Raw genomic sequence first — 24,077 nt, 5'->3', positions numbered from 1 at the left:
TATACCGCGCCCAAGCATTTACCAAGTCAACTATTTTTTGCTCTCCTCGATCCATACTACTGGAATTTCCTACCAATCAAAAGCGGTTTTTGGCCAGAATTAGTACGAAAGTAAAATATTTTTTCTGTAAATGCAAACATTAATTATGTTTTCGTAGTAATATTGCAGCGTAGAATCATTCATCAGTACGAAATCATACTATCGACATGATGCTTAAACTATTCATCGATGCGATAACCTACCAGGGTTGGATACTGCTGAATACGCTGTCTTGTCGGTTATATATCGCGCTACTAAAAACGCTATGATTGCTGAATTGAAAGGGGTCGGAAAAGAGTACAAAACCGGCGACCAAACCATTGTGGCTCTGCAGCCTACCAGTTTGCAACTCAATGAAGGCGAGTTGCTGCTCATCATCGGGCCATCGGGTTCCGGCAAAACGACGTTGCTGTCGTTGCTCGGCTGCGTGATTTACCCGAGCTACGGCGATTTATGGGTGGATGGTCAACTGGTCAATAAGCTCAATCAAAACGAGTTGGCTAAGCTCCGACTAAATACCATCGGATTTGTATTCCAGAATTTTAACCTGCTGGCTCCGCTGACAGCCGAGGAAAACGTGCTGATGCCGCTTCAGCTTCAGGGCGTCCGGGCGTCGGAAGCCCGCGAGCGGACCGAGAAAGCACTGAAAACCGTCGGAATGACCGACCGGCGGCAAAATCTGCCCAAACAGTTGTCAGGTGGACAGCAACAGCGCATCGCCATCGCCCGCGCTCTGGTCACCAACCCCAAACTGGTCCTGTGCGACGAACCGACGGCTTCGCTCGACAAAGATTCGTTGGGCATCGTCATGCAGGAACTCCGAACGCTAGCCGACGAAGGCAAAGCCGTGGCCGTCGTGACGCACGACCCACGTTTGAAGCAATACGCCCACCGGATTGTGGAAGTAGAAAGCGGGGCTGTCAAAGAATTCAAAGAATTTAACGACTAAAAACGCTATGAAACGCATTGGTAGCACTTCGACTATTCAGAATACCCTGCAGTGGCAATCCAACCCCAAACCCGCTTATCCGATGTTAATCGCGTTGGGCGAGGCCCTCCAGTTTCTGTTTCTGCTCCTTTTTCTGATGGCTTGCGGCAGTTCGAACGAAAAAGCCACCGATACAACCGACAGTGTCCGGACCGTGCAAACGCCCAAACAAATCGACGAGGTCATGGGCATTGCCGTCATCGAACCCGCCAAACGGATCAGTCAGTTGTCGGCCGAAACCGGGGGTGTGGTCAAAAGCATTTTGGTCAACATCGGCGATGAAGTGAAAAAAGGGCAGGTGCTACTGACGATGGACAATGCCGTAGAATCGGCCCAGTTGCGGCAGGCCAACGTCAAAATCCGCACCCAGCAGGACGCCATCGAAACCGCCCGGCAAAACGTGCAGACACTCCGGGTTCAACTCCAGAAAGCCGAAGCCGATCTCCAGCGTAACCAGACGCTGTTTGCCGGGAAAGCTCTGACCCAGAAAGACCTGGACGATTCACGCTACCAGGTAACAAACCTGCAACAGCAGATCCGGGCCTCGGAAGCGCAGGTTCGGGAAGCCGAAAGCCGCATTCGCGAACTCAAAGCCGATATCCAGTATGCCTCGACCGTCGCGGGCCAGAAAACCGTAACGGCACCCGAAAATGGGACTCTGCTCAGTCTGGATGCCAAAGTCGGCCAGTATTTGTCCAACAACCAGTCCATTGGTGATTTCGCTCCGGCGGGTCCGCTGATAGCCCTCACCGAGATCGACGAGCTTTTTGCCTTGCGCGTGAAGGTCGGCCAGAAGGCCTACGTGCGGCCCCAGGGCAGCAACGAACGGCTGACGACGGGGACGGTGGTGCTGGCATCGCCCTACCTCCGCAAAAAATCGCTGTTTGCCGACAACGCAGCCAACCTCGAAGACCGGCGTGTCCGGGAGGTGCGGGTGCAACTCGACGAACCCGACAAGGTCATCATCGGCGCAAGGGTGGAGTGTTTGATCTCGGTGAAGTGAGGGGGGGGACGGTTCTCGATATTCAGCCTTCGCTATTCGATGTTCGATATTTAAGCTTTAAATAACGAATAGCGAATCATGAACACCGAATATCGAAAGCCGTAAACAGAATACTTAAACGCAGACTCGTATGTTCAGAACCGCTTTCAAATTCATGCGCTACGATGTGGCGAAGTCGCTGGGCGCGCTGGCGGGTATTGTGATTTCCGTCTTTCTGGTAGCCCAGCAGGCGGGTATTTTCATCTTCCTGACGGACGCCATGCGCAGCATTGTCGACAACAACAAGGGTTACATCTGGGTGACGGACGAAACCACCACGAACGCCAACCAACTGAGCCAATTGGACGTTCGGAAGGGTTACGAAATCAGTTCGTTACCAGGTGTGGCACGCGCCTATCCGGTGGTGGTCGCCAGCGCGGGGGCCAAATTTACGAACGGCACCACGGGCGGTTTTTCGCTGATCGGTTCCGAAGCTCCGGCCTTCGTGGGCGGGCCGTGGCGGCTGTACACCGCCAAACCGCAGGACATGATTCCCGAAGGGGCGCTGATCACGGATTTTTACGATGCCAAAGCCCTCGGCGGTCTGCAACCCGGCGACTATTTTGAGGTCAACGGCAAGAAAGTCTACAACGCCGGACTGACGCGGGGGGCGCGCTCGTTCGGCGGGGGGCTGCTCGCCTTCACGACCATTGAACGAGCCCGGTTTCTGGCGAATGTGCCGACGAACAAGGTCAGTTTTTACCTCGTAAAACCCAAACCCGGGGTGCCCGAAGACACGGTGATCCGGCTGATCAACCGGAGCATCAACGGCGTCCGGGCCTGGAACGCCGACGACCTCTCCCAAGTAACCGTCGAAACCGTGCTGGCGACCAACGGCATCGCGGCTTCGTTCGGCAGCCTGATCGGGTTTGCGATCATTTCCGGACTGGTCATCATCGGCCTGACGCTGTATTCGGCGGCCATCGACCGCATCAAGGATTACGGCACGCTGAAAGCCATCGGGGCTACCAACTGGTACGTCAGCCGCCTGATTCTGACCCAGGCGCTGCTGTTTGCGGTAGTCGGCTATGGGATCGGCCGGTTGCTGGCTGAAGGCTTCCGGCTCGGCATTGCGCAGTCGGGAACGCTCTTTTTCTTCCCGACCTGGTTCGAATTTGCGCTGTTCGGCATCACGCTGGTGATTTCACTCGGCGGTAGCATTTTCGCCATCCGGCGCATCAACTCGCTCGAACCGGCGACGGTTTTCAGGGGCTGATTTTACAGTACTCAGTTAGCATGAGTTTATAGTTTACGGTTTATAGTTTTTTGTGCGAATGACTGATTTCCAGTCGCTTATAGTCAACTATAGACAATAAACTAAAAACCATAAACCACTTAGAATCAAGACATGAAACGGATGATCAATAGAGGATTCAGATGGGCAGTACTCTGGCTGGCGCTGATTTCCTGGCAGCACGCCATCGCCCAGCCGCTCACGCTTGCGCAGGCGTTACAGCAGGCGCAGACGAACCGGCTGGAGCTGACCAACCAGCGCTTGCAAACCGAGATTACGGCCAGCGACGAAGCGCGTCGGCGGGCCACTTGGCAGCCGCAGTTCAATGCCGGGGGCGATTTTCGCTGGAACACCCAAATCCAGCGAAACATCATCAAAAACGCTCCTTTTGCCAACGGGCAGGACGTGGTGCTGCGCTTCGGAACGCCGTTCAACAACGTGCTGAACGTGCAGGCCGAACAGAAAGTGTACGATGCCCAGAGCCGCATCGACCGGTCGATTAACCGCCTGAACGTGGAGAGCCAGCAGGCCGAGTTGGAAAAACTGGCCGTCGACGTGCGGCAGCAGGTCACGGAAGCGTATTACCAGGCAGTTTTTAACCGGGAAAAACAACGGCTGTCGACCCAGGCGCGGGTGCGGGCGCAGGGCTACCTCGAACAGGCGCAAACCCGGTTTCGGGCCGGAACGCTGCTCGAAAGCGAACTCGACCGGTTTTCGCTCGATCTGAGCAATGCCGAACTGACTTCCCGCAACGACCAGCGCGATTATAGCCTAAGCCTGGAAAACCTCCGGTACCGCCTGAATACGGCGCAGCCAGTGGAGCCTGCCGACTCGCTCGAAGCCCTGTTTGCCGACTTTCAGGCGCAGGAACAGGCCACCGGAAACCGCCCCGAACTGCGGCAGGAAGAACTAACCCGGCAGGTCAACGAACTTAGCCAACGGCGCGAACAGGCCCGGCTGGCCCCGGTCGTGACGGCCTACGGCGCGTATTTTGCCCAGCAATTTTCAGATTCTTTCAACCCATTTCAGGGCGGCACCTGGTTTCCGTACAACTACCTGGGCGTCCGGATCAACGTGCCGTTGTACGACGGTCGGCAGACGCGCCTGAACCGGCAGGATTACGTCCGGCGTGTGCAGATTAGCGAAAACACGCTGAAACGGCTGAAAAATGACTTCGACTACGAACTGAAGTCGGCCCGGAACACGCTCGAACAGGCCCGCGAGAACCTGACCGAATCCCGGAAAAACATCGGGCAGGCGCAGACGATTCTGGCCGTCGACCGGGTGCGTTTCGATGCCAGAACGCTGCTGCTGGCCGATTTCCGAAACAGCGAATATAGCCTGCAACAAGCTGAAAATAACTACCTCCGGGCAGTTTACGACGTACTGCTCGGCCAATTGCAGGTCCGGAAAGCCCTCGGCAGTTTATAAGCATAATTACCCCAACCTATTCACTTCACAGCAAGTTTCATGATTGCGTTATTTCATCGTACCGCCGTCGCGTGCAGCAAACGGGTCACCGAAGCGTACAGCACTTCGTTCACGCTGGGCATCAAAACCCTCGACCGCCGGTTTCACGACCCTATCTACGCCATCTACGGTTTTGTCCGCTACGCCGACGAGATCGTCGACACCTTCTATGACTTCGACCAGTCCTACCTGCTCGACAAGTTTCGAAACGACACCCACGAAGCCCTGCGCGACGGCATCAGCCTTAATCCCATTCTCCACGCCTTCCAGCAGGTCGTGCGTGAGTACGGCATCGAGCGCAAACTCATCGACGCTTTTCTCCACAGCATGGCGATGGATTTGTACCGGAACGAGTACAACCAGGATGGCTACGAAGAGTACATCTACGGCTCGGCGGAGGTGGTGGGGCTGATGTGCCTGCGGGTGTTCTGCGAGGGCGACTGGGCCATGTTCGACCGGCTGGAGGGGCCCGCCCGTAAGCTGGGAGCGGCTTTCCAAAAGGTAAATTTTCTGCGGGATTTGAAGAGCGATTACGTCGACCGGGGGCGGGTGTACTTTCCGGGCGTGGACTTTCGGGTATTTACCAAAGAAGCCAAACGGTTAATTGAAGAGGATATTCAGCGGGATTTTGACGAAGCGTATGAAGGCATCATTCGGTTGCCACGCGGGGCGCGGATGGGGGTTCACCTGGCATACACCTATTATCTGACCTTGTTTGAAAAGATCAAGCAGGTTCCGGCTTCGCGGATTCAGGAGGAGCGGATTCGGGTGCCGAATGCGAAGAAAATCGCGTTGCTGGCCCGAACCTACGTGCGGTTCAAGTGCCGGTGGGGCGCGATGCGAGCGTTTTTCGCTTTATAACTGCTTCGATAGACCGGGCAGTGGTGTTCCGCGCTGATGTGCTGCTGGCGGAAACCAGGACACCAGCGCGGAAATGTTTACGACGAGCGGATTTTCAATAAGCTGGCCTATTTCGCCTTGGTCAGTTCGCCGTCGAGTTGCGGTTTCAGGTCGGCAATGCCGCTGCGTTTCCAGACAATTTGGCCTTCCTTATACAAAATCAGGTACGGAAAAGCCGTCACCGTCTTTAGCGAAGCGATTAGGGCGGGGCTTTCTTCCAGTTCCAGTTCCACAATGGTCAGGGCGTTACCGTGTTCTTTCCGCAACTCCTCCAGGATGGGTTTTACTCGCTTGCAGGCTCCGCAATACCGTGAACCAATGTCTACCAGCACCAGCTTGTTCGTCGCCAGCACTTGCTGGTAATCGGCCAGCGAGCGATCCGCCTTGGCCGATGTATACAGCGGATAACCACCGCCTACCCAGCTACCGATGCCTTTCTCCAGATCATAAACGCGGCTGAAACCCCGGCTCCGCAAGTCTTTGGCCAGGGCCGAACTTCGCCCATTCTGGATCGAATAAACAAAAACCGGTCGGCTCACATCCAGCTTTTTAACCTCGGCCTCGTAATTGGGGTTCTGCAGATTCAGGTTGATGGCTCCGTCGATGTGGTTCAGAGCAAACTCCTCGGGGCTGCGGGCATCGATGAGCTGCGGATCAGGTTCGTTTTTGAGCAGGCTGGCAAACTCGGCAGCGGGTGTCAATCCGGGCTTATCCTGAGCCAGCGTCAGGAGGGCCGCGCTCAGCCAGAGGGCCAGGGTGAAATACAGGCGTTTCATGGTACGATCTTGTTTAGAAGGTGATTCACTGATTTAGCGGGTTATTCATTCACCGAAGCCCGCGCGCCGGTGCGTTGGGGCAATAAAGGCGTGGCCGGTTTTATGGTGTCGTAATCGACCACGCCGTTGCGGGCCGCCCATTCGAAATAAAGGCGCGAGAGTTGATCAACCACCAGGGGATTCCGGCTGGCCACGTTCTGCGTTTCGCCCCGGTCGGCTTCCAGGTCGTAGAGTTCCCACTGGTAAGAAGGGTAGATCGAGACGAGCTTCCACTTGCCCCGTCGGACGGCCCGGTTGCCCGCCCGTTCCCAGAAAATCGGCTCGTCGCGTTGCACTTGTTCACCGCCGAACAGGAGACTCGTCAGGCTCCTGCCCGGCAGGGCGTGGGGGGTGGTGCCGTTGAGGGTAGCGGGATAAGACACCCCGGCCAGTTCGTAAAACGTGGGCGCGAGGTCGATGAGGTGAGCCGTACCTTTGGCAATGCGTCCGGCTTTTATTTTGGACGGATACCAGGCAATAAACGGCGAACTGATACCGCCTTCGTAGGCAAACCCCTTGAACGACCGGAAAGGCGTATTCGATACATACGACCAGTTTTTACCCTGCGACTCGAACGATCCTGCCGTTCCGACCGGTCCTTTGTTATTGGCAGCCCGTGGCCCCCGGTGGGCTACATCTTCGGCGGGGGCACCGTTGTCGGAGATAAACACCACCAGCGTATTCTGATCCTGCCCGATGGCCTTTAGTTTGTCCAGCACCTGACCGACGCCCTCATCAGCCCGGGTAAGCATGGCGGCAAATACCTCCATTTTACGTTGCCAGAGGTCTTTCTGCTCGTAGGTCAGGTTGTTCCAGTCGGGAATTTCGGCATCGCGCACGGCGGCTGCGTCGGCCTGTTGTTGCGTAATCAGGCCGAGTTTTACCTGTTGCGCCAGCCGCTGGGCCCGCAGCACATCCCAGCCCTGGTTGTATTTTCCCTTGTATTTGGCGATGTCTTCGGGCCGGGCCTGGAGCGGCCAATGCGGGGCCGTGTAAGCCAGGTAGAGGAAAAAAGGCCGGGTATTGCCCGTGGTCTGACTGCTCCGTTGCTCGTCCAGGAACTGCACGGCGTGGTTCGTAATCTCGTCCGTAAAATAATAGTCGTTTGTAGCCGGTTTGTAGCGCTTGTTATCTTCGAGGATCACGACGGGATAGGCCCGTCCGCCCAGCGGCATCGGGTCGGTATTGAAGTAGTTGGCTCCACCCCCAATGACTCCAAAAAACCGGTCGAAGCCGCGCTGCCGGGGCCAGCTCAGGCTGTCGTTCCCCACGTGCCACTTGCCCGAGAGCAACGTCCTGTATCCGCCCTTCCGCAAGACTTCCCCCAGGGTGGGCGACTCTCTATTCAGAAAACCCTGGTACGGCGGTGAGCCAAGATTGACATCGAAATAGCCGACTCCCGCTTTGTGCGGATACTGGCCCGTCAACAGCGAGGCCCGCGTCGGCGCGCAGATGGAGTTGTTGTAAAACTCCCGCAGCCGCAGGCCTTCGTAGGCCAGCCGGTCGATGTTGGGCGTGTTGATCTCGGAACCATAGGCACCGAGATCCGAGTAGCCCATATCATCCACCATGATCAGGATGATGTTGGGCGGTGTGGCAGGTTTTGTTTGAGCCAATACCGCGCTGGCTGGCAGGACGAGCGCCACCAGCAGGTAAACAATCCGTATGTTCAGTGTTTGTTTCATAACAGGAGTCAGTTGGTTAATTGCGGCCTCCCCCTACCCGAGCCGGGCGGGCTTCGGAGGTCGGCCGGTTTGGAGATTGGTTTGCCTTGGGCGTGGAATTGCCACCGGGGAAGCCCTGATTAGCCGGGCGGATTTTGTCGTAGTTTTCCACGCCGGTCCGTTTAGCCCAGGCTTCATATTCGGCGTTCAGGTCTTTCACTACGTCGGGCTGTTGAGCGGCAACATCCGTGGTTTCACCCCGGTCGGTTTCCAGGTCGTAGAGTTGCCACGTTTTGTCGGGGTACAGCGAAACAAGTTTCCATTTTCCTTTCCGCACCGCGCGGTTGCCCGCCCGTTCCCAGAAAATCGGTTGTTGCCGCGACCAATCGGACGGCTGGGTGAGCAGCGTTTTCAGGCTCTCCCCCACCAACGGATTCGTTTTTACGCCCTGGTAGGTCGCCGGGTAAGCCGCCCCGGCCAGGTCATAAAAGGTGGGCGCCAGGTCGATCAAATGCGCCGTCCCCCGCGCAATCGTTCCGGCCTTGATGGTGGCCGGGTGCCAGGCAATAAACGGCGAACTGATGCCGCCTTCGTGCGAAGTGGCTTTGTAGTTGCGGAAGGGCGTGTTCGACACGTAAGCCCAGTTTTGCTCCTGATAATCATACGAACCCGCCGAACCGATCGGCCCCGAGTTGCGTTGCGGCTTCCGTCGACCGGCGCTGTTCAGTCCACCCTGAGCGCCGTTGTCCGAAATCAGAAAAATATAGGTATTCCGGTCCTGCTTCAACCGTTTCAGTTCGGCCAGCAGCCGCCCGACATTCTGGTCAACACGGTCGACCATCGCGGCATAGACCTCCATTTTGCGCTGCCAGAGTTCTTTTTCATCGTAGGTCAGGCTTTCCCAGGGCACCACCTCCGGGTCGCGTTTGGCAATGGCCTGTTTGGGGTCGGCAATCCCCAGCTCAATTTGTCGTTTTAAGCGTTGCGCCCGTAAGGAGTCCCAACCGATGCTGTATTTGCCTTTGTATTTGGCAATGTCCTCGGCGGGTGCCTGCAGGGGCCAGTGCGGGGCATTGAACGCCAGGTACAGAAAAAAGGGTCGGACGGTTTTCCCGCTGCCCACCGACTCGTTTATGTATTGTATCCCATGATTGGCAATCTCGTCGGTGAGGTATTTGCCCGGTTCCAGGTTGACCCGCTGATTGTCGCGCACCAGTTCAACGGGCGGCACCTTCTCGGGATACGGGCTGATGTCGTAGTAGTTGCTGGCTCCCCCGATAAACCCGAAGAAATGCTTGAAACCCCGTTGCAGCGGCCAGTAGAGGCTGTCGTTGCCGACGTGCCATTTGCCGGAAATGTACGTATTGTAACCGGCTTCCTTCAGCACTTCGCCAAACGTGAGCGACTCGCGGTTTAGCCAGCCCTGGTAGGTGGGCAAGCCCAGGTTGACGTTGAAGTAACCCACGCCCGCCTTGTGGGGATATTGCCCGGTGATGAGTGAGGCCCGGGTGGGCGCACAGATGGAGTTGTTATAGAACTCCCTCAGCCGCAGCCCCTGCTTAGCCAGCCGGTCGATGTTGGGCGTGTTGATTTCCGAACCGTAGGCCCCGAAGTCCGAGAAGCCCAGGTCATCGACCATGATCAGAATAATGTTCGGTTTGGCGGTTTTAGCCGTCGGTTGCGCCAGCAGAGGCAACCCGAGTGCCAGCAGGCCCGCAAGGGAAAGTAAGCGTCTGAATAACATAGTCTTGGCTTTTTTCTGTTTTTTGTAAAGAGGCAGATTCAGACTACCAGCCGGGATTCTGAACCAGGAGCGGATTGTTGTCAAGTTCAGATTGCGGAATGGGATACAGCCGGTGCTTTTCGGTGGCATTTGTCTTCCCCACCCGGTGCAGGTTTTGGACAAACGTGCTGTTGCCGGCTGCGTCTTTCTGACGGATCAAATCAAACCAGCGCTGGTATTCGAAGACGAGTTCGAGCCGCCGGTCGAGGTAAAGCGAATCACGGAACTGCGCCTGGCTCAGGTTGGGGGTCAGGTTGGGCAAACCCGCCCGGTTCCGAACCCGGTTCAGCGACCGGTAGGCTTTGACGGTGGGGCCGTTGGCTTCGTTTTCGGCCTCGGCATGAATCAACAGCAGTTCGGCGTACCGCAGAATCGAAACGTTAGCCGCCGATTCGCTCGTTGTTCCCGTTGCGCCGGGGTCCCAAGCTTTGTTGAAAAACGGGGTAGAGTCGTTCGGAACAGCCGCATTGGCAATCGGCAGCGCATACCGGCGACCATTGGTGGGGCTGACAAAACTCGTTACGAACGTCACCCGCTTCCGGCGGTCGTTGTTTTTATAGAGCTTGTAGACGCTGAAATACCGGTCGTTGCCGACCGTGTAAAACCGTACCATATCGGCATAGCTGCCCACCAAACCCGGAATGCCGTTCAGGATGGAGCGCGAGTTCTGCCCGTTGCCCTGACTGAGCGAATTGGACCGAAACTGCGCCGAAAAGATATGCTCCACGCCATTCTTGGTAGCGGGCAGGAATACATCGGCGTAGTTCGTAAACAGATTATACCCATACCGCCCCGTGCCGCCATCGGCGGGCGAAAGGGCTTCTTCGGCCGTCCGGACCGCATCGGCGTAGTGCGATACCAGGTTGAGCGGCAACGACGCTTTGGTCAGGTAGACTTTGGCCAGCAGGGCTTTGGCGGCTCCCTGGGTAGCCCGCCCTACATCCGGTGAACTGTACGAAACCGGCAGTACGCCGGCCGCTTCGGTCAGGTCTTTTTCAATCTGGGCGTATACCTGAACGGAAGGCGTACGGGCCACGGCGTAGTCGGAAGCCGACACAAATTTCTGGTACTCAAGAATCAGCGGAACATCGCCGTAGAGCCGAACCAGGTTGAAATAATACAGCGCCCGCAGAAACTTGGCCTCCCCCAGCAGCCGCGCTTTTAGCTGGGCATCAAAGTCGATCGCCGGAATTTTCTCCAGCGCCACATTGGCCCGTTTGATGGCCGCGTAGTGCATCTGCCAGATTTCATACACCCGCAGGTTTCCCGACGAATGGCCCAGCACCGCCAGCGAACGGACGTCGGCATTGAATGCCCCGGGGCCGGGATCTTCATCGTCACCGGCGAAATTCATCCCCGTATTGAACAAAGTATTGTAGGGCGTTTGGCCGGGGGCGTTTAGCAACCAGTACACCGCATTGACGGCATTGACCGCGTCGGTCTGCGTTCGATAAAACTGCTCTTCCGAAAGAAGCGATTCAGGGTTTTCGGCCAGAAACTCCCGGCAGGATGCCAGGCTCAACGCCAACAGGGGAAATAGAATAGAGAAGATACGTTTCATGTGTTTTGGAATTTGCCCCGCCCCGCAGGAGGAGCTGGGGGTGGGAAGAGGCTACAGCGACAGCGACACGCCTGCCTGGTACGAACTGTTGTTGGGATACACGCCGGAGTCGACCCCCCGATTGATGAGCGACTGGCCATTGAGACTTACCTCCGGATCAAAACCGGTGTAGCGCGTCCAGGTGTAGGCATTCTGGGCCGAAACATACACCCGCAGAGTTTTGATACCGGCTTTTTGCAGCCATTGCCGGGGCAGCGTATAACCCAGGGAGATGTTTTTGAGCCGCACGTACGAACCGTCTTCAATGAAGCGGTCGGCCTGCGTAATGGCCGGGTCCTGGTAGGCCGCCTTCACGTCGGTATTGGTGTTGGTGGGCGTCCAGCGGTTCAGCAGGTCCCGCGAACCGTTGACGTAGCCCGAGCCCAGTTCGAGGTTGGCCCGGTTGGCGTTGTAGATTTTTCCCCCGAATGTGCCCTGGAAAAAAACCGTCAGGTCGAAGCCCCGGTAATCGAGCGTGTTGGTCAGGCCCAGATTCAAACCGGGTTGATTGGCGATTACGACGCGGTCGCCAGCTTGCGTAATCTGCCCGTCGCCGTCGATATCTTTGTATTTCTGTCCACCGGGGTTTCGGTTGGCCTGGGGCGTCAGGGCTTTATCGCCCTGCTGAATGAGACCATCCGTCTGGTAGACGATGAACGACCCGACCGGGTAGCCCACCCGCGCAATCGACGGAGCCGATATGCTCGGAATGATTTGCGTCACCCCGTCGCCGAGGCTCAGAATCTTGTTGCGGTTGGCCGAAAAAATAGCAATCGTATTCCATCGCAACACCCCGGTCAGGTTGCGGCTGTTGACCGACAGCTCAACCCCCTGGTTCGAGACGGAGCCAATGTTCTGATAAATAGACGCCAACTGCCCCGCTGAGGCATCGGCCAGGCCCGACGTACCCGGCACGGTTCGGGTTAGCAGCAGATCGGTGGTTTTTTTGTAGTAATAGTCCGTTACGACCTGAACCCGGTTGTTGAGCAGGCCAAAATCAAGCCCGAAATCGACCTGAAACGTCCGTTCCCAACTCAGATTCGGATTAGGAACCGTCGTCGGGGCAAAGCCAGACACGGTGTTGCCCGAAAAGTTGTACCGAAAATAACCGAGTTGCGAGAGCGACTGGTAGGTCGGAATGCTCTGGTTGCCCGTCAGCCCCGCACTCAACCGGGCTTTCAGGTTGGTGATGCTCCGCACGCTGCTGAAAAACGGCTCGTTGGCGACGTTCCAGCCCAGGGCCGCCGACGGAAAATACCCCCATTTGTTGCCATCGCCGAAGCGCGACGAGCCATCGGCCCGCAGCGTCAGCGTGAGCAGGTACCGGCTGTCGTAGACATAGTTGATCCGCCCCAGCACCGAGGCCAGTGCCCACGTTTCGGCTTGGGAACGCGGATTCCGGTTCGTGATGCCCGTGCCGAGGTTGTTGTAGGTAAAGGCATCGGTCGCAAAACCGGCGGCTTCGGCCACGGCGGTTTTGGTTTCCGACTGCTGGGCCGTGAATCCGGTGACGGCGTTGAGTTTGTGTTTGCCAAACACCCGGTCGTAGGTCAGTGTGTTTTCGTTCAGCCAGTTGGTCGTGGTGGTCGAGCCCACGGTAGCCAGCCCCTGCAATTGCAGCCCTTCGCCGGTCGTGCTCGGCAGGTAGCGGTTTTGGCGGTTATCGACCAGGTCGGCTCCCACCAGCACCTTCAGCCGCAGGCCGTCCAAGAGTTGGTAATCGGCCGACAGATTGCCCAGCACCCGGTTGGTTTTGGTGTCGTTGGTCTGGTTGTAAAGCGAGTTGATCGGATTTTGCAGCGAGGTCTCGAACGGGCTGTTGACCAGAAAAGAGCCATCGTTTAGATAAATAGGCAACGAGGGCGGAGCCAGCAGCAGGTTGCTGACCAGGCCCGCCGGAGCCACATTGGACGTGATGCGGCTGGCGGTTATACTGGCCGAAAGCCGCAACCGGTTTCCGTGCTCATGGTCAATATTCAGCCCGGCCGTGTAGCGCTTGAAATCGGTCCCGTGCAGAATCCCATCCTGGCTGAAGTAGTTGGTCGAAATACCCACGCGGGTCCGTTCCGACCCGGCTTGCAGCGACAGACTGTGGCTCTGCATGGGCGCCTTTCGGAACGCAGCCGCCTGCCAGTCGGTGCCCTGGCCTACGGTGTCGAGCGTGTAGCCGGTCACGCTGGGCAGGGTTGGAGTCCGGCCGGAATTACGGGCGGCATCTTTCCGCAGTTCCCACCACTCGCGCGCATTCAGCACCGGAATGGTCCGAATCACTTGTTGTACGCCATAAAAAGATTCGTAGTTGATCGTCGACCGTTCTTTGCTCCCCCGTTTGGTGGTGATGATGATGACGCCGTTGGCACCCCGCGAGCCGTAGATCGCCGTTGCCGACGCATCTTTTAACACGTCAATGCTCTCGATGTCAGCCGTATTCAAGGTCGACAGCGGGTTGATCTTGGCCCCGCTGGTCACCCCGGCATCGTTGAGCGAATAGTCGTTGTTGATCGGAAAACCGTCGATGACATAGAGCGGGTCGCTCCCCGCCGTGATGGAATTGTTGCCCCGAATCTGCACACTCACCCCGCCACCCGGTTGCCCTGAGGTTTGCGTCACGATGGCCCCGGCTACCGACCCCTGCAACAGCCGCTCGGCCGAAGCCACCGGTTGCCGCTTGATTTCGGTCGGTACGCTGGCGATCGAACCCGTCAGGTCGCTTCGCTTCTGGGTTCCGTACCCAACGACCACTACTTCGTCGAGGGTGCTCCCACCTTCCTGAAGAGATACGTCAACGGTGGATTCGGTAGCGATAATTTCGACGGTACGGTAGCCGATAAAGCTGATGACGAGTGTGAAAGGCAACTGCTGACCGGTTCTGAGCAGAAAACGGCCCTGTGCGTCGGTAAAGGCCCCGTTGGTGGTTCCCTTGATGACAACGGTTGCCCCCACCAACGGGTCGCGGTTTCGGGCGTCGCGTACCACCCCGGATACGGTGGCGTTGATGGTGGCGGGTTTGGGCGTTTGTGCCTGGATACTAGTAACCGAAAGCAGACCGCCCAACAATAGTATTCCCCGGAGGAGTAACCGATAGTGCATGAAAGTACTGGTGATTAGGTAAAAAAAGAGCTTGTCAGAGCCTGATTGATTGAGACCGGCCCATTGGTTGCCGCCAATGGCCGACTAAAAGTTAAAGCGATTGAGCCCAACAACGGCCCGTATGCAGCAGGCCGGTTTTGGCGGTAGAAGGGATTGAGTAGCCGGTTTTTGTTGTGATAGATGGAACGGCAGGAAGTCCGGATGTACCCGGCGGTAAATGAGCGGGCTTCAGCAATAGTAAAAGATTTTGCATTATTTTGCAGTGGTTATGTGAAAAATGAGCTTGTCAGAGCTTTCGTAACGTAACCTGCCGGGACGGTTGCCGCCGTACCCGGTTTTTTTGTTGATGAGAGGTTGACTTACGCCTTACTTCGGTTGCCGCCGAATCAGGAGTTGGTACGTAAACGTTGGTTGCCTGGTTGATTTTGGCCTTTGTTACTCACGCAGGCCGCGATGAGTGCGGGTTTAACCGTGCAGAAAAACAGGAAGAGTTCTGCTGAATAGGATCTGCCGACCACACCAGAAGACGGATTAGGGGCGTCGGCCACGGCTTATGACCCTGATCGACAACAGCATAATCCTGTTGGGACTCCAAAAAACGGGAAGGCTAAAGCGTGCGCTTGAAAGTCCATACAAAAAACAGTAAAACGGCTTAGTTCCATTACTCCTGTTGTTAGATAGGTTATTAGTATTTAAAATCTAGTGATTTAGTAGATTTGCACAAAGAAAGAATGTCCGTTCCAAGGTGCCAAATTTTTCTCCTGTTTTTTTAGCATTAAAAAATGGCGACGCCTTACCGAGTAGACACAACTGATTGATTTTTAATATTTTATTTTCAAGTGATCTGGGCGATTGCTATTTACAGCTAGGCAGATTGAATTTGTTAAAGGATCTGCCCGGATCGCTTTTCGGCACAACCTTGGATCCGGTCCGACAATGGCATTTTATGCCCAGAGCGTGCAGCATCATCCAGAGAAACCGTATTTTTGCGACTTACCACGTGCTTTTGACCGATGCCTTCCTCCCAACAGGTAATTCGAATCGAGAATGCCGCCGACAAGGCCACCCTTTCCAAACCGCAGAAGGAATTCAACCGCCTGACCCGGAAAATTGAATCGCTGGAAAAAGAGTTGACCGACTACCGAGCCACCATCACCCGCGTCCAGCAGCAGATTCAAACGGTGCTGGTGCCTCTGCAAACCGAGTACCACCAGCAACGGGTCAGCCTGGTGCAGTTGTTCGACCGTGCTTATGAATCCGGAGATTTCAAGGCCAACGAACGCAAGAAACTGGCCGACCTGATTCTGAACCTGGCGTTTGAACTCATTTCGGACTACGGGCGCGAGGACCTGAAACCGCTTTACGACAAGTACGACGCGCAGGGATTCGATGCCACGAACGCCGAATCGGACCAGCAGACCGCCGAAGCCATGAAGGAACTCTACGGCGCCATGTTTGGCATCGAGTTCGATGAGGATGCCGATGTAGGGTCGCCGGAGAAGTTTCAGGAGCACGTTCGGCAAAAAATGGAAGAGCAGCAAACCGCCTTTGAAGCCCAGCAACGTGCCGCCGACGAGCGCCGGGCCCAACGTCCCAAAACCAAAAAGCAACTCGAACGGGAAGCCAAAAAGCAGACCGAGGAGCGCAACATCACCAAAGCCGTGCGGACGGTGTACATGGACCTGGTGAAAACCTTCCACCCCGACCGCGAACCGGACGAAGCCGAAAAGCAGCGCAAAACCGAAGTGATGCAGCGAATTACGGAAGCCTACGAAAAAAGCGATCTGCTCGCGCTGCTGCGGCTCCAACTGGAGTTCAACCGCATCGACCAGGACCACCTCGAAACGCTGGCCGAAGAACAGTTGACGTATTACAACAAAATCCTGAAGCAGCAGACGCAGGAATTGCAGAGCCAGTTGTACACCCTGCAATCGCAAATGGCGGCTTTGAGTGGCAAATCGGTTTTCTTCGTTTCGTCGCCGGTTCAGTTGGAATACAGCCTGAAACTCGATACGCAGGAATTGAAGCGCACCATCAAAAGCCTGAAAAGCGATCTCGCGGCTTTCCAGGACTCGGCCGTGCTGAAACAGTGGCTAAAATCGTACCGGATTCGGTGAACGAGTGATTTTGAAAGGTTTTAAAGACGGATATGTCCGGGGCAATCGTAAAAAGAATTGAAAGATTTGCTTATCATATTTCATTGACTATATTTGACACCTGTTACGTAACAGGTAATACAATCTTTGATCACATCGCGGTAACGGCACATTAAACCGGTTAAATCAAAGATTTATGATCAAATCATTTAAACACAAAGGGCTGAAACAGCTTTTCGAAGAAGGTATTGAATCCGGGCTACCGTCGAAACAGATTCCAAGAATCAAAAACATTCTTTCGCTGTTGAACGTAGCGAGAGACCCTAGCGGAGTAAATTTTCCCGGTTCTGATTTTCATCCGTTAAAAGGCAACCGAAAAAGCGAATTTGCCGTTAGGGTGACGGGAAATTATCGGATCACTTTCCGTTTTGACAAGAAAAAAGGAGAGGCTCATGATGTGAATTATGAGGATTATCACTGATCATAGTAACGGTTTTACAACCGACTGCTAAAAATTTAATTAGCCTGAAAATGAGCATTATGCATAATCCCTCTCATCCGGGTGTTATCTTAAAAGATTTGTATTTGGATGGCGCAGGGCTGACGGTTACGCAAGCCGCTCAGTCTCTGGGCGTCAGTCGGAAGACACTCTCGCAGATTGTAAACGGTCGGGCAGGAATTAGTCCGCAAATGGCGCTTATCCTGGCACAGGCATTTCCGACGTCGACCCCGGAACAATGGCTTGATCTTCAGCAACAATACGATCTATGGCAAGCCCGGCAAAGGCAACAGCCCACAATTGCTCCACTTTGGCCCGTTGACAACCGGGTGGCTCCAGCCCGACGTTAATTACCGGTTTTTACTTTTTCCCAAAAACCGCGTCAGGTCCGAAATCGACTGAATTTGAAGCAGGTCGGCCTGCGACCGGCGCATCATCAGCGCGTAGGTGTTGTTGAAGCCCAGCGGAGCCAGCCAGCGCAGGCCGTAGCGTTGCTCAAACTCCCGGCTGACGTACTGAAAAACCGCTTTCCGGTCGGCTTTCAGTGAGTCGGCCAGCCGAGCGGGCGGTTGTAGAATGACGAGCAACCCGGTGCCGGTATACTCCGGATACAGGTCGATATCCCCGGCATTCAGGGCGTTGAAGCAGATTTGGGTACCACCCAGACCGGTTTTGGTAATGACCCGCAACGACGTGCGGTTTTCGATCAATTGCCGCAGGATTTCGGCTAGGATGTATTGTTCCGTAAAAATCTTGGTGCCAATTACGAGTTGTCCCTGCCGTTGTCGCGGAGCGGTCGGAAGCAATAAGTTTTGTTCACTCAAAAACCGCCGGGCGACCGTTTCCGGGGACTCGTGTCGGTAGTCCGCCCGGTAATTCAGGTCGGTCATCCGGGCATCCGACAGCCGGTTTTCTAGCAGCCGAAGCGTTTGGTCCAGTTCCGGATGTTGCGCCAACACCGCCGGGCGCACCACCAGCGCGGCTTCGTAGGGCGGAAAAGCGTTTCGATCATCGTCCAACACCCGCAAGTCAAAAGCCCTGATGCGCCCGTCGGTCGAATAACCGCTGATCAAATCGACTTGCCCCCGGTAAATGGCTTCGTACATCAGATTCTGGTCGATGAGCCGGGGTGTCAGATGCAAGCCGTAGGTGCGAATCAGGCCCGGATAGCCGTCGGCCCGGCCGTAAAATTCGTGGGCAAAACCGGCCACCAGCCCGCCCGCGTTGCCACCCGGTAGCCAGTAAAAAGCCGACAAGGCCGGAGCCATCACCAGAAAAATCAGCGCCACCCGGCGCAACCGCAAACCACGCAACTGTTGCAAGCGGGCCAACAGAAAATCAAACAAAATGGCGAGCAAAGCCGCCGGGACGGCCCCGGCCAGCACCATGTTCGGGTTATTCAGCGCGATTCCGCCGAAAATGAACTCGCCCAACCCGCCAGCCGCGACGTAAGCCGCCAGCGTCGCCACGCCCACGTTGATGACCGTCGCCGTCCGGATGCCGGCAAAAATAACCGGCAGCGCCAGCGGCAGCTCCAGCCGGGTGAGCACTTGCCAGGTGGTCATGCCCATGCCCCGGGCGGTTTCTTTCAGCATCGGACTCACTTCCCGAATGCCCACGTAGGTATTCCGGACAATCGGCAGCAAGGCGTACAGAAACAGGGCCACCAGCGCCGGGCCGACCCCAATACCGAGCAGCGGAATCAGAAAACCGAGCAGCGCAATACTCGGCACGGTCTGTAAAACACCCACCACCGCCAACACCACCGAAGCCACTTTCGGGCGGTACGTAATCAGAATCCCGGCAGGAAGACCGATCAGCAGCGCCAGACAAAGCGACAGAAACGTCAGCCCGATGTGCGTCAGGGTTTGTTCGATGAGCTTGTCGCCCTGCTCAGCCACGAAGTTGAAAAATTCCGGCATGGTTACGACAACTGAATGAGTTGGTGAAAAGCCGCCCAGATCGTTGCGGCCCGTAGCCCGAACGACCGACCCGGTTCCTGAACCACCCCGAACCCGGTTTTTGCCACCTTTGTCAATGCGTCAGACAGGCTGGTTTCGGGCTGTAAAGCAACGGCGTTTGGTTCGGGCGGTTCGGGCATCAAATAGGGGAGCAGGTCGGCCAGCGTCAGCACCTGTAACTGAAAACTCAGCAACTGATCGTCGAAAAACCGCCGGACAAACGCGTTGGCCGGTTTGAGTACCAGTTCTTTCGGGGTTCCAATCTGTTGAATTCGGCCGCCGTCCATCACGCCGATGCGGTCACCGAGTTCGAGGGCTTCGCGAATATCGTGCGTCACCAGCACGACGGTTTTTCGCCGGAGTTCGTCCAGATTCCGGAATTCGTGCCGGATTTCGGCGCGGGTGATGGGATCCAGCGCCCCAAGAGGTTCATCCATCAGCAGAATAGGCGGTTCGGCCGCCAGGGCCCGGGCCAGCCCGACGCGTTGCCGCTGGCCCCCGCTGAGCTGGTCGGGGTAGGCGTTCAGGTATGTTTCGGGCAACCGCAGCATCGCCAGCAGGTCGAGCGTCCGGCTGCGGATGCGGTTTTTGTCCCACCGCAGCAGCCGGGTCACGGTCGCGATGTTTTCGCCCACGGTATAATGCGGAAACAGGCCGGTTTCCTGCACCACATACCCCATGTGGCGGCACAGTTCGGCGGGATTCTGCGTCTGGGTATCGACGCCGTTGATTGTCACTGTTCCGGCCGTGGGTTCGATCAGGCGGTTGATCATCTTCAGCGTCGTGGTTTTGCCCGACCCACTCGTTCCCAGCAACACCAGTGTTTCCCCTTCTTCCACCGCAAACGACACCGCATCGACGGCGGTCTGATTCGGATAGCGTTTGGTCAGTTGGTAGACGGAGATCATGTTACGGTTTACAGTTTTCGGTATACGGTTTTCGGTGGTCTGCGCTAAGAGAACTCACGTGAGGTTTAACAGTAGGCAAGTTAAATAACGAATATCGAACATTGAATAACGAATACTGAACCGTAAACCGAAACCAAAAACTGTAAACCGAATACCGAAAAACCGTAAACCTAAATCGGATTAAAGTAGACGCCGATGCCAATCCAGCGGGTTTTCTGGCTTTCGTAGACACTATAGGGCCGGAAACCGGTGTAGGTTTCGAGCAGGAACGTCAGGTTGTTGGCGGTGCGGCCCAGTTCCAGCCCGATCCCGGCTTTGACGCCGGGCCGGAAGTCGGTTTGCTGCCAGAGCTTTAGGTCGATGCCGCCGGCCAGCCGGGCAAACGCGGGCGAGGGTTTGCGGTAAAAAAAACCGGCCTGCGCGCTCAGTCGCTTGCGTTCTTCCGGTTTTCGCAGCCCAATGCCGACGCCAACGTACTTCCGCAGACCGTTTTTTTCGTGGTTATACGTCACATCGACCACTTCGTAATTGACCGGGTTGGGCAGGTAATAATTGATCTGGTTGCGAAACAAATAATCGTCGCCGAGGTGGGACGACAGGTGGTAGAGCCGAATCCGCCAGCTATGGTGCCGGACTCTGATGTTGTACAGGAAACTCAGCCGGTAATCCGTGTTCATCAACTGGCGTTTCTGTTTATTCAGTTGAGCGTCGTGGTAGACCTCAAACTGCGTAAACGAGGCCACATCGAACGAGAGTTCAGAGCTGCGTTCGGCAGATTTGTACCAGCGGAAAATCGGTTTTCGCAGCCCAAACGAAAACGGAACGATGGTGCCGTCGTATTTCCTGCCGTCCATCCAGTAAGCCGGGAGCACGCTGACACCGGTTTGCGCTTCGATGGGGTCGAGCAAAATAGGCATGAACAAATGGCCTTTGGGCAGAAACTCCCGGCGCGGGTACGTGGCCTGCAGAGTGGTCGAATGCCGGATCACCACCGTGTCGGGCATGTCCTGCTGCGCCCGAGCGGTGGATAAACCGGTGAAGATCAGAATAAAAAGGAAAAGATACCGCATCGTAAACGAAAAACCTCCGGTTTGGCGCCGGAGGAAGGGTCAAAGAAAGGAACGTCAGATTCAGGCTTCAACGGCCGCTTTTTTCAGTTCGGCGTAGTGTTTATAGAAATACGGAATGGTTTCGATGCCTTTGTAGAAATTGAACAAACCGTAGCTCTCGTTCGGCGAATGCAGCGCGTCGATGTCCAGCCCGAAGCCCATCAGGATGGATTTGACGCCCAACTCTTTCTCAAAAAGCGCTACAATCGGGATGCTGCCCCCGCCCCGGGTCGGGATGGCGTCTTTGCCCCAGGCTTCGCGGAAGGCGCGCCGGGCGGCTTCAAACTCCACGGAGTCGGTGGGCGTCACGTACGGTTGCCCGCCGTGGTGGGGCGTCACGGTCACGGTGACGGTCGGGGGGGCGATGGCCGTAAAGTGCTTTGTAAACAGTTCCGTAATCTCGTCGGGGTCCTGGTTCGGCACCAGCCGCATGCTGATTTTAGCCTGGGCCTTGCTGGGCAATACGGTTTTGGCGCCTTCGCCCGTGTAACCGCCCCAGATTCCGTTCACATCGAGTGTCGGCCGGATCGAAGCCCGTTCGGGTGACGAATAGCCTTCTTCGCCAAAAACCGCCTTCAGGTTCAGGTCGCGCTTGTATTCTTCCTCGTCGAACGGCGCTTCGGCCAGGGCGGCCCGCTCATCGGCGCTTAACTCCTGGACTTTATCGTAAAAACCGGGAATGGTGATGCGGCCTTTTTCGTCGTGCAGCGACGCGATGAGCTGACACAAGACATTGACCGGATTATGCACCGCCCCACCGTAGACGCCCGAATGCAGGTCGCGGTTCGGGCCGACCACCTGCACTTCGACGTACGACAAGCCCCGCAACCCGGTTTCAATGGAGGGAACATCGTTGGCAATGATGCTCGTATCCGAAATCAGAATCACGTCGGCTTTCAACATCTCCCGGTTTTCGGCCACAAACGTGCCCAGGTGGTCGGAGCCGATTTCTTCTTCGCCTTCGATCATCACCTTCACGTTGCAGGGCAGGTTGTCGGTCGCCAGCATGGCTTCCAGTGCCTTGACGTGCATGTAAAACTGACCCTTGTCGTCGCAGGCACCCCGGGCGTAAATCCGCTCGTTGCGAATCGTGGGTTCAAACGGCGGGGTGTTCCAGAGCTCATACGGATCGGCGGGCTGCACGTCGTAATGGCCGTAGACCAGCACCGTCGGCAAGGATTCGTCGAGGATTTTCTCGGCATAGACCACCGGATGACCGGCGGTTTCATGCAGGGCGGCTTTGTCGAGACCGGCGGCCGTGAGTTTATCGCGGACGAACTCGGCGGCCCGGCGCATGTCCGGTTTGAAGTTGGAATCGGCGCTGACGGACGGAATCCGCAGCAAGTCGAACAATTCGTTCAGGAAGCGGTCTTTATGTTCAGTAAGGTACGTTGACAACATGGGTATGACGGTTTTCGTCGGGTCGACGGCGTATCCGGAAACAATAACGCCCCGAAGTTAATCACTTCGGGGCGTCCTGCAATCGGTATGCTTTGAAACTTATTCCTCGTCGTCTTTCTTCCGGAACTTGATCAGGCGTGTCCGGTTTTCCTCCCCGTTCAACAACCGGGTGATATTTTTCTGGTGCGTTAGGACCACAAACAGGAAAACCACGACGCCGAACACAATCAGCAACGGATGTTCTTTCTGCCCGAACGCCCGCAACAGCAACAGCACCGGAAACGCCAGGGCAGCCATCATCGAACCCAGTGAAACGTACTGGGAGGCAATGACCACGACCAGGAAAATCCCGATGCAAACAGCGGCCACTTCGGGGTGAATCGCCAGCACCATCCCGAGCAACGACGCCACGCCTTTCCCGCCCTTAAAGTCGGCAAAAACCGGGAAACAGTGCCCAATGACGGCCACCAGGCCAAACACCAGCTTGAACGTCAGGATTTCGTGCGTACCGATGACGTCGAAATACCACAGCAGGGACGCTAAAATCGTGGCCGTATAGCCTTTCAGTACGTCGATCAGCATCACGACTGTACCTGCCCGTTTACCCAGTACGCGAAACGTGTTGGTAGCGCCGGCATTGCCGCTACCAAACTTCCGAATATCTAACCCAAAAAAACCTTCTCCATACCAGACAGCCGTCGGAATGGACCCTAGCAAATACGCCAGTAACGTCGTTGCGATGATCAATAATACATTCATTCAAGAAATCTACCGCTTCGGCGGTGCGATTGACATTGAGTATAAATTAACTACCAAAACCACCCGAAAAACGGGTGCGCAGAGACTTAAGAATTGGAATTTTCGGTGGGTGACAGATGGTCCTGAACGACAAATCTACATAAAAATTTGACTTTTCTACCGCTTAATAACAAAAAAGGACTTAAAATCATTCATTAGTCGAGTTTACTTCATCCAAAAATAACTTGCAAAAGTTATATTTTCCAAACATCGTCCTATTTGAAGCCCAAAAATTGGACAAAACTCATGCACCTTGCCGCTAAAATCCGCTACAAAAGTTTTGGAGGAATAGAAAAATAACTCCGAAAATTCCGGAGCCTTTCCGCCAAAAGCTGACCCGCTCAGAGCAACTTTTGGACTAAATCACCCTTAAAAAGCCTTTTCACAATAATTACGACCTGAGGAGTTTTCTGGCACATAAATCGTCAGGATTCGGCATGAATGCAAACTGGCCATAAAAACCACTGCGTTTTCATCCCAAGAGCTATGATTCAACTGACTTATCGACCAATCGGTTCGGTTTAGGAAAGGCAGGTTAATGGTCTTGTTATCATGCTACTGATGTGCAAAGAGAAGCCGGTTTTATTGGCGTTCCAGCCACTTTATGGTTAGGATGTGAAAAAGGACAAAACCTAGTTGGAGGCACCTTTTTCGCCGGCGATTATGCCAGCGCAACAGCC

At 55.7% G+C, this 24,077-nt stretch carries 18 protein-coding genes; 8 read left to right on the top strand and 10 right to left on the bottom strand.

The window, feature by feature from the left end:
• Positions 1–304: 304 nt before the first annotated feature.
• From ACO2Q8_RS10695 to ACO2Q8_RS10675, 5 genes are all read left to right on the top strand, one after another.
• On the top strand, positions 305–988 hold the full coding sequence (locus ACO2Q8_RS10695; RefSeq protein ID WP_423344795.1) for an ABC transporter ATP-binding protein: 684 nt from the start codon (positions 305–307) through the stop codon (positions 986–988).
• A gap of 7 nt (positions 989–995) precedes the next feature.
• Entirely contained in the window at positions 996–2,030 is a 1,035-nt protein-coding gene (locus ACO2Q8_RS10690; RefSeq protein ID WP_423344794.1) for an HlyD family secretion protein, read from the top strand.
• Positions 2,031–2,160: 130 nt separating this feature from the next.
• Complete coding sequence (locus ACO2Q8_RS10685) at positions 2,161–3,285, top strand: ABC transporter permease (protein ID WP_423344793.1); 1,125 nt, start codon at positions 2,161–2,163, stop codon at positions 3,283–3,285.
• Positions 3,286–3,417: 132 nt separating this feature from the next.
• Positions 3,418–4,734 carry a TolC family protein gene (locus ACO2Q8_RS10680; RefSeq protein WP_423344792.1) on the top strand — a complete coding sequence of 439 codons (1,317 nt, stop codon included), beginning with the start codon at positions 3,418–3,420 and terminating at the stop codon, positions 4,732–4,734.
• Positions 4,735–4,773: 39 nt separating this feature from the next.
• The gene (locus ACO2Q8_RS10675; RefSeq protein ID WP_423344791.1) at positions 4,774–5,634 is read left to right on the top strand and encodes a phytoene/squalene synthase family protein; all 861 of its coding nucleotides are present in this window, start codon (positions 4,774–4,776) and stop codon (positions 5,632–5,634) included.
• 107 nt (positions 5,635–5,741) lie between these two features.
• Here the strand turns inward: ACO2Q8_RS10675 and ACO2Q8_RS10670 are convergent, their stop codons facing one another.
• Genes ACO2Q8_RS10670 through ACO2Q8_RS10650 form a run of 5 tightly spaced genes read right to left on the bottom strand, consistent with a single transcriptional unit; the run spans position 5,742 to position 14,625 of the window.
• Positions 5,742–6,449: a rhodanese-like domain-containing protein gene (locus ACO2Q8_RS10670; RefSeq protein WP_423344790.1), complete on the bottom strand. Its 708-nt coding sequence runs from the start codon at positions 6,447–6,449 to the stop codon at positions 5,742–5,744.
• A 41-nt stretch (positions 6,450–6,490) separates the two neighbouring features.
• A complete protein-coding gene (locus ACO2Q8_RS10665; RefSeq protein ID WP_423344789.1) occupies positions 6,491–8,173 on the bottom strand; it encodes an arylsulfatase in 1,683 nt (560 codons plus the stop codon).
• 16 nt (positions 8,174–8,189) lie between these two features.
• Entirely contained in the window at positions 8,190–9,896 is a 1,707-nt protein-coding gene (locus ACO2Q8_RS10660; protein ID WP_423344788.1) for an arylsulfatase, read from the bottom strand.
• Between the two features lie 43 nt (positions 9,897–9,939).
• A complete protein-coding gene (locus ACO2Q8_RS10655) occupies positions 9,940–11,496 on the bottom strand; it encodes a RagB/SusD family nutrient uptake outer membrane protein (RefSeq protein WP_423344787.1) in 1,557 nt (518 codons plus the stop codon).
• A 51-nt stretch (positions 11,497–11,547) separates the two neighbouring features.
• The gene (locus ACO2Q8_RS10650; RefSeq protein ID WP_423344786.1) at positions 11,548–14,625 is read right to left on the bottom strand and encodes a SusC/RagA family TonB-linked outer membrane protein; all 3,078 of its coding nucleotides are present in this window, start codon (positions 14,623–14,625) and stop codon (positions 11,548–11,550) included.
• 1,013 nt (positions 14,626–15,638) lie between these two features.
• On the opposite strand from ACO2Q8_RS10650, the gene ACO2Q8_RS10645 reads away from it, so the two are divergent.
• The 3 genes from ACO2Q8_RS10645 to ACO2Q8_RS10635 all read left to right on the top strand — a co-directional run bounded on the left by ACO2Q8_RS10645 (position 15,639) and on the right by ACO2Q8_RS10635 (position 17,570).
• Entirely contained in the window at positions 15,639–16,742 is a 1,104-nt protein-coding gene (locus ACO2Q8_RS10645) for a hypothetical protein (RefSeq protein WP_423344785.1), read from the top strand.
• 175 nt (positions 16,743–16,917) lie between these two features.
• Positions 16,918–17,202, top strand: coding sequence for a type II toxin-antitoxin system RelE/ParE family toxin (locus ACO2Q8_RS10640; protein ID WP_423344784.1), 285 nt, complete (start codon positions 16,918–16,920; stop codon positions 17,200–17,202).
• 50 nt (positions 17,203–17,252) lie between these two features.
• Positions 17,253–17,570: a HigA family addiction module antitoxin gene (locus ACO2Q8_RS10635; RefSeq protein WP_423344783.1), complete on the top strand. Its 318-nt coding sequence runs from the start codon at positions 17,253–17,255 to the stop codon at positions 17,568–17,570.
• Here ACO2Q8_RS10635 and ACO2Q8_RS10630 read toward each other — a convergent pair whose 3' ends face one another.
• The 5 genes from ACO2Q8_RS10630 to plsY form a co-directional block, all read right to left on the bottom strand.
• Positions 17,571–19,142 (bottom strand): ABC transporter permease/substrate-binding protein, encoded by a 1,572-nt coding sequence (locus ACO2Q8_RS10630; protein ID WP_423344782.1) that lies wholly within the window; start codon positions 19,140–19,142, stop codon positions 17,571–17,573. It lies immediately after the preceding gene.
• A 2-nt stretch (positions 19,143–19,144) separates the two neighbouring features.
• Positions 19,145–20,089, bottom strand: coding sequence for an ABC transporter ATP-binding protein (locus tag ACO2Q8_RS10625; protein WP_423344781.1), 945 nt, complete (start codon positions 20,087–20,089; stop codon positions 19,145–19,147).
• Positions 20,090–20,259: 170 nt separating this feature from the next.
• Positions 20,260–21,159 carry a DUF1207 domain-containing protein gene (locus ACO2Q8_RS10620; RefSeq protein ID WP_423344780.1) on the bottom strand — a complete coding sequence of 300 codons (900 nt, stop codon included), beginning with the start codon at positions 21,157–21,159 and terminating at the stop codon, positions 20,260–20,262.
• Between the two features lie 60 nt (positions 21,160–21,219).
• Entirely contained in the window at positions 21,220–22,599 is a 1,380-nt protein-coding gene (locus ACO2Q8_RS10615; RefSeq protein ID WP_423344779.1) for a dipeptidase, read from the bottom strand.
• A gap of 99 nt (positions 22,600–22,698) precedes the next feature.
• On the bottom strand, positions 22,699–23,358 hold the full coding sequence (plsY, locus tag ACO2Q8_RS10610; protein ID WP_423344778.1) for a glycerol-3-phosphate 1-O-acyltransferase PlsY: 660 nt from the start codon (positions 23,356–23,358) through the stop codon (positions 22,699–22,701).
• Positions 23,359–24,077 lie beyond the last annotated feature (719 nt).

The organism is Larkinella sp. VNQ87 (assembly GCF_049445795.1).
Classification (GTDB): Bacteria; Bacteroidota; Bacteroidia; order Cytophagales; family Spirosomataceae; genus Larkinella.
The sequence above is the reverse complement of the archived record's forward strand: the minus strand, read 5'-3'. Positions and strand labels throughout refer to the sequence as shown.

What these genes read in the sequence shown, in the direction of transcription:
- ACO2Q8_RS10695 (WP_423344795.1), top strand. Translation starts at nt 305, where the DNA reads ATGATTGCTGAATTGAAAGGGGTCGGAAAAGAGTACAAAACCGGCGAC.
- ACO2Q8_RS10690 (WP_423344794.1), top strand. Translation starts at nt 996, where the DNA reads ATGAAACGCATTGGTAGCACTTCGACTATTCAGAATACCCTGCAGTGG.
- ACO2Q8_RS10685 (WP_423344793.1), top strand. Translation starts at nt 2,161, where the DNA reads ATGTTCAGAACCGCTTTCAAATTCATGCGCTACGATGTGGCGAAGTCG.
- ACO2Q8_RS10680 (WP_423344792.1), top strand. Translation starts at nt 3,418, where the DNA reads ATGAAACGGATGATCAATAGAGGATTCAGATGGGCAGTACTCTGGCTG.
- ACO2Q8_RS10675 (WP_423344791.1), top strand. Translation starts at nt 4,774, where the DNA reads ATGATTGCGTTATTTCATCGTACCGCCGTCGCGTGCAGCAAACGGGTC.
- ACO2Q8_RS10670 (WP_423344790.1), bottom strand. Translation starts at nt 6,449, where the DNA reads ATGAAACGCCTGTATTTCACCCTGGCCCTCTGGCTGAGCGCGGCCCTC.
- ACO2Q8_RS10665 (WP_423344789.1), bottom strand. Translation starts at nt 8,173, where the DNA reads ATGAAACAAACACTGAACATACGGATTGTTTACCTGCTGGTGGCGCTC.
- ACO2Q8_RS10660 (WP_423344788.1), bottom strand. Translation starts at nt 9,896, where the DNA reads ATGTTATTCAGACGCTTACTTTCCCTTGCGGGCCTGCTGGCACTCGGG.
- ACO2Q8_RS10655 (WP_423344787.1), bottom strand. Translation starts at nt 11,496, where the DNA reads ATGAAACGTATCTTCTCTATTCTATTTCCCCTGTTGGCGTTGAGCCTG.
- ACO2Q8_RS10650 (WP_423344786.1), bottom strand. Translation starts at nt 14,625, where the DNA reads ATGCACTATCGGTTACTCCTCCGGGGAATACTATTGTTGGGCGGTCTG.
- ACO2Q8_RS10645 (WP_423344785.1), top strand. Translation starts at nt 15,639, where the DNA reads ATGCCTTCCTCCCAACAGGTAATTCGAATCGAGAATGCCGCCGACAAG.
- ACO2Q8_RS10640 (WP_423344784.1), top strand. Translation starts at nt 16,918, where the DNA reads ATGATCAAATCATTTAAACACAAAGGGCTGAAACAGCTTTTCGAAGAA.
- ACO2Q8_RS10635 (WP_423344783.1), top strand. Translation starts at nt 17,253, where the DNA reads ATGAGCATTATGCATAATCCCTCTCATCCGGGTGTTATCTTAAAAGAT.
- ACO2Q8_RS10630 (WP_423344782.1), bottom strand. Translation starts at nt 19,142, where the DNA reads ATGCCGGAATTTTTCAACTTCGTGGCTGAGCAGGGCGACAAGCTCATC.
- ACO2Q8_RS10625 (WP_423344781.1), bottom strand. Translation starts at nt 20,089, where the DNA reads ATGATCTCCGTCTACCAACTGACCAAACGCTATCCGAATCAGACCGCC.
- ACO2Q8_RS10620 (WP_423344780.1), bottom strand. Translation starts at nt 21,159, where the DNA reads ATGCGGTATCTTTTCCTTTTTATTCTGATCTTCACCGGTTTATCCACC.
- ACO2Q8_RS10615 (WP_423344779.1), bottom strand. Translation starts at nt 22,599, where the DNA reads ATGTTGTCAACGTACCTTACTGAACATAAAGACCGCTTCCTGAACGAA.
- plsY (WP_423344778.1), bottom strand. Translation starts at nt 23,358, where the DNA reads ATGAATGTATTATTGATCATCGCAACGACGTTACTGGCGTATTTGCTA.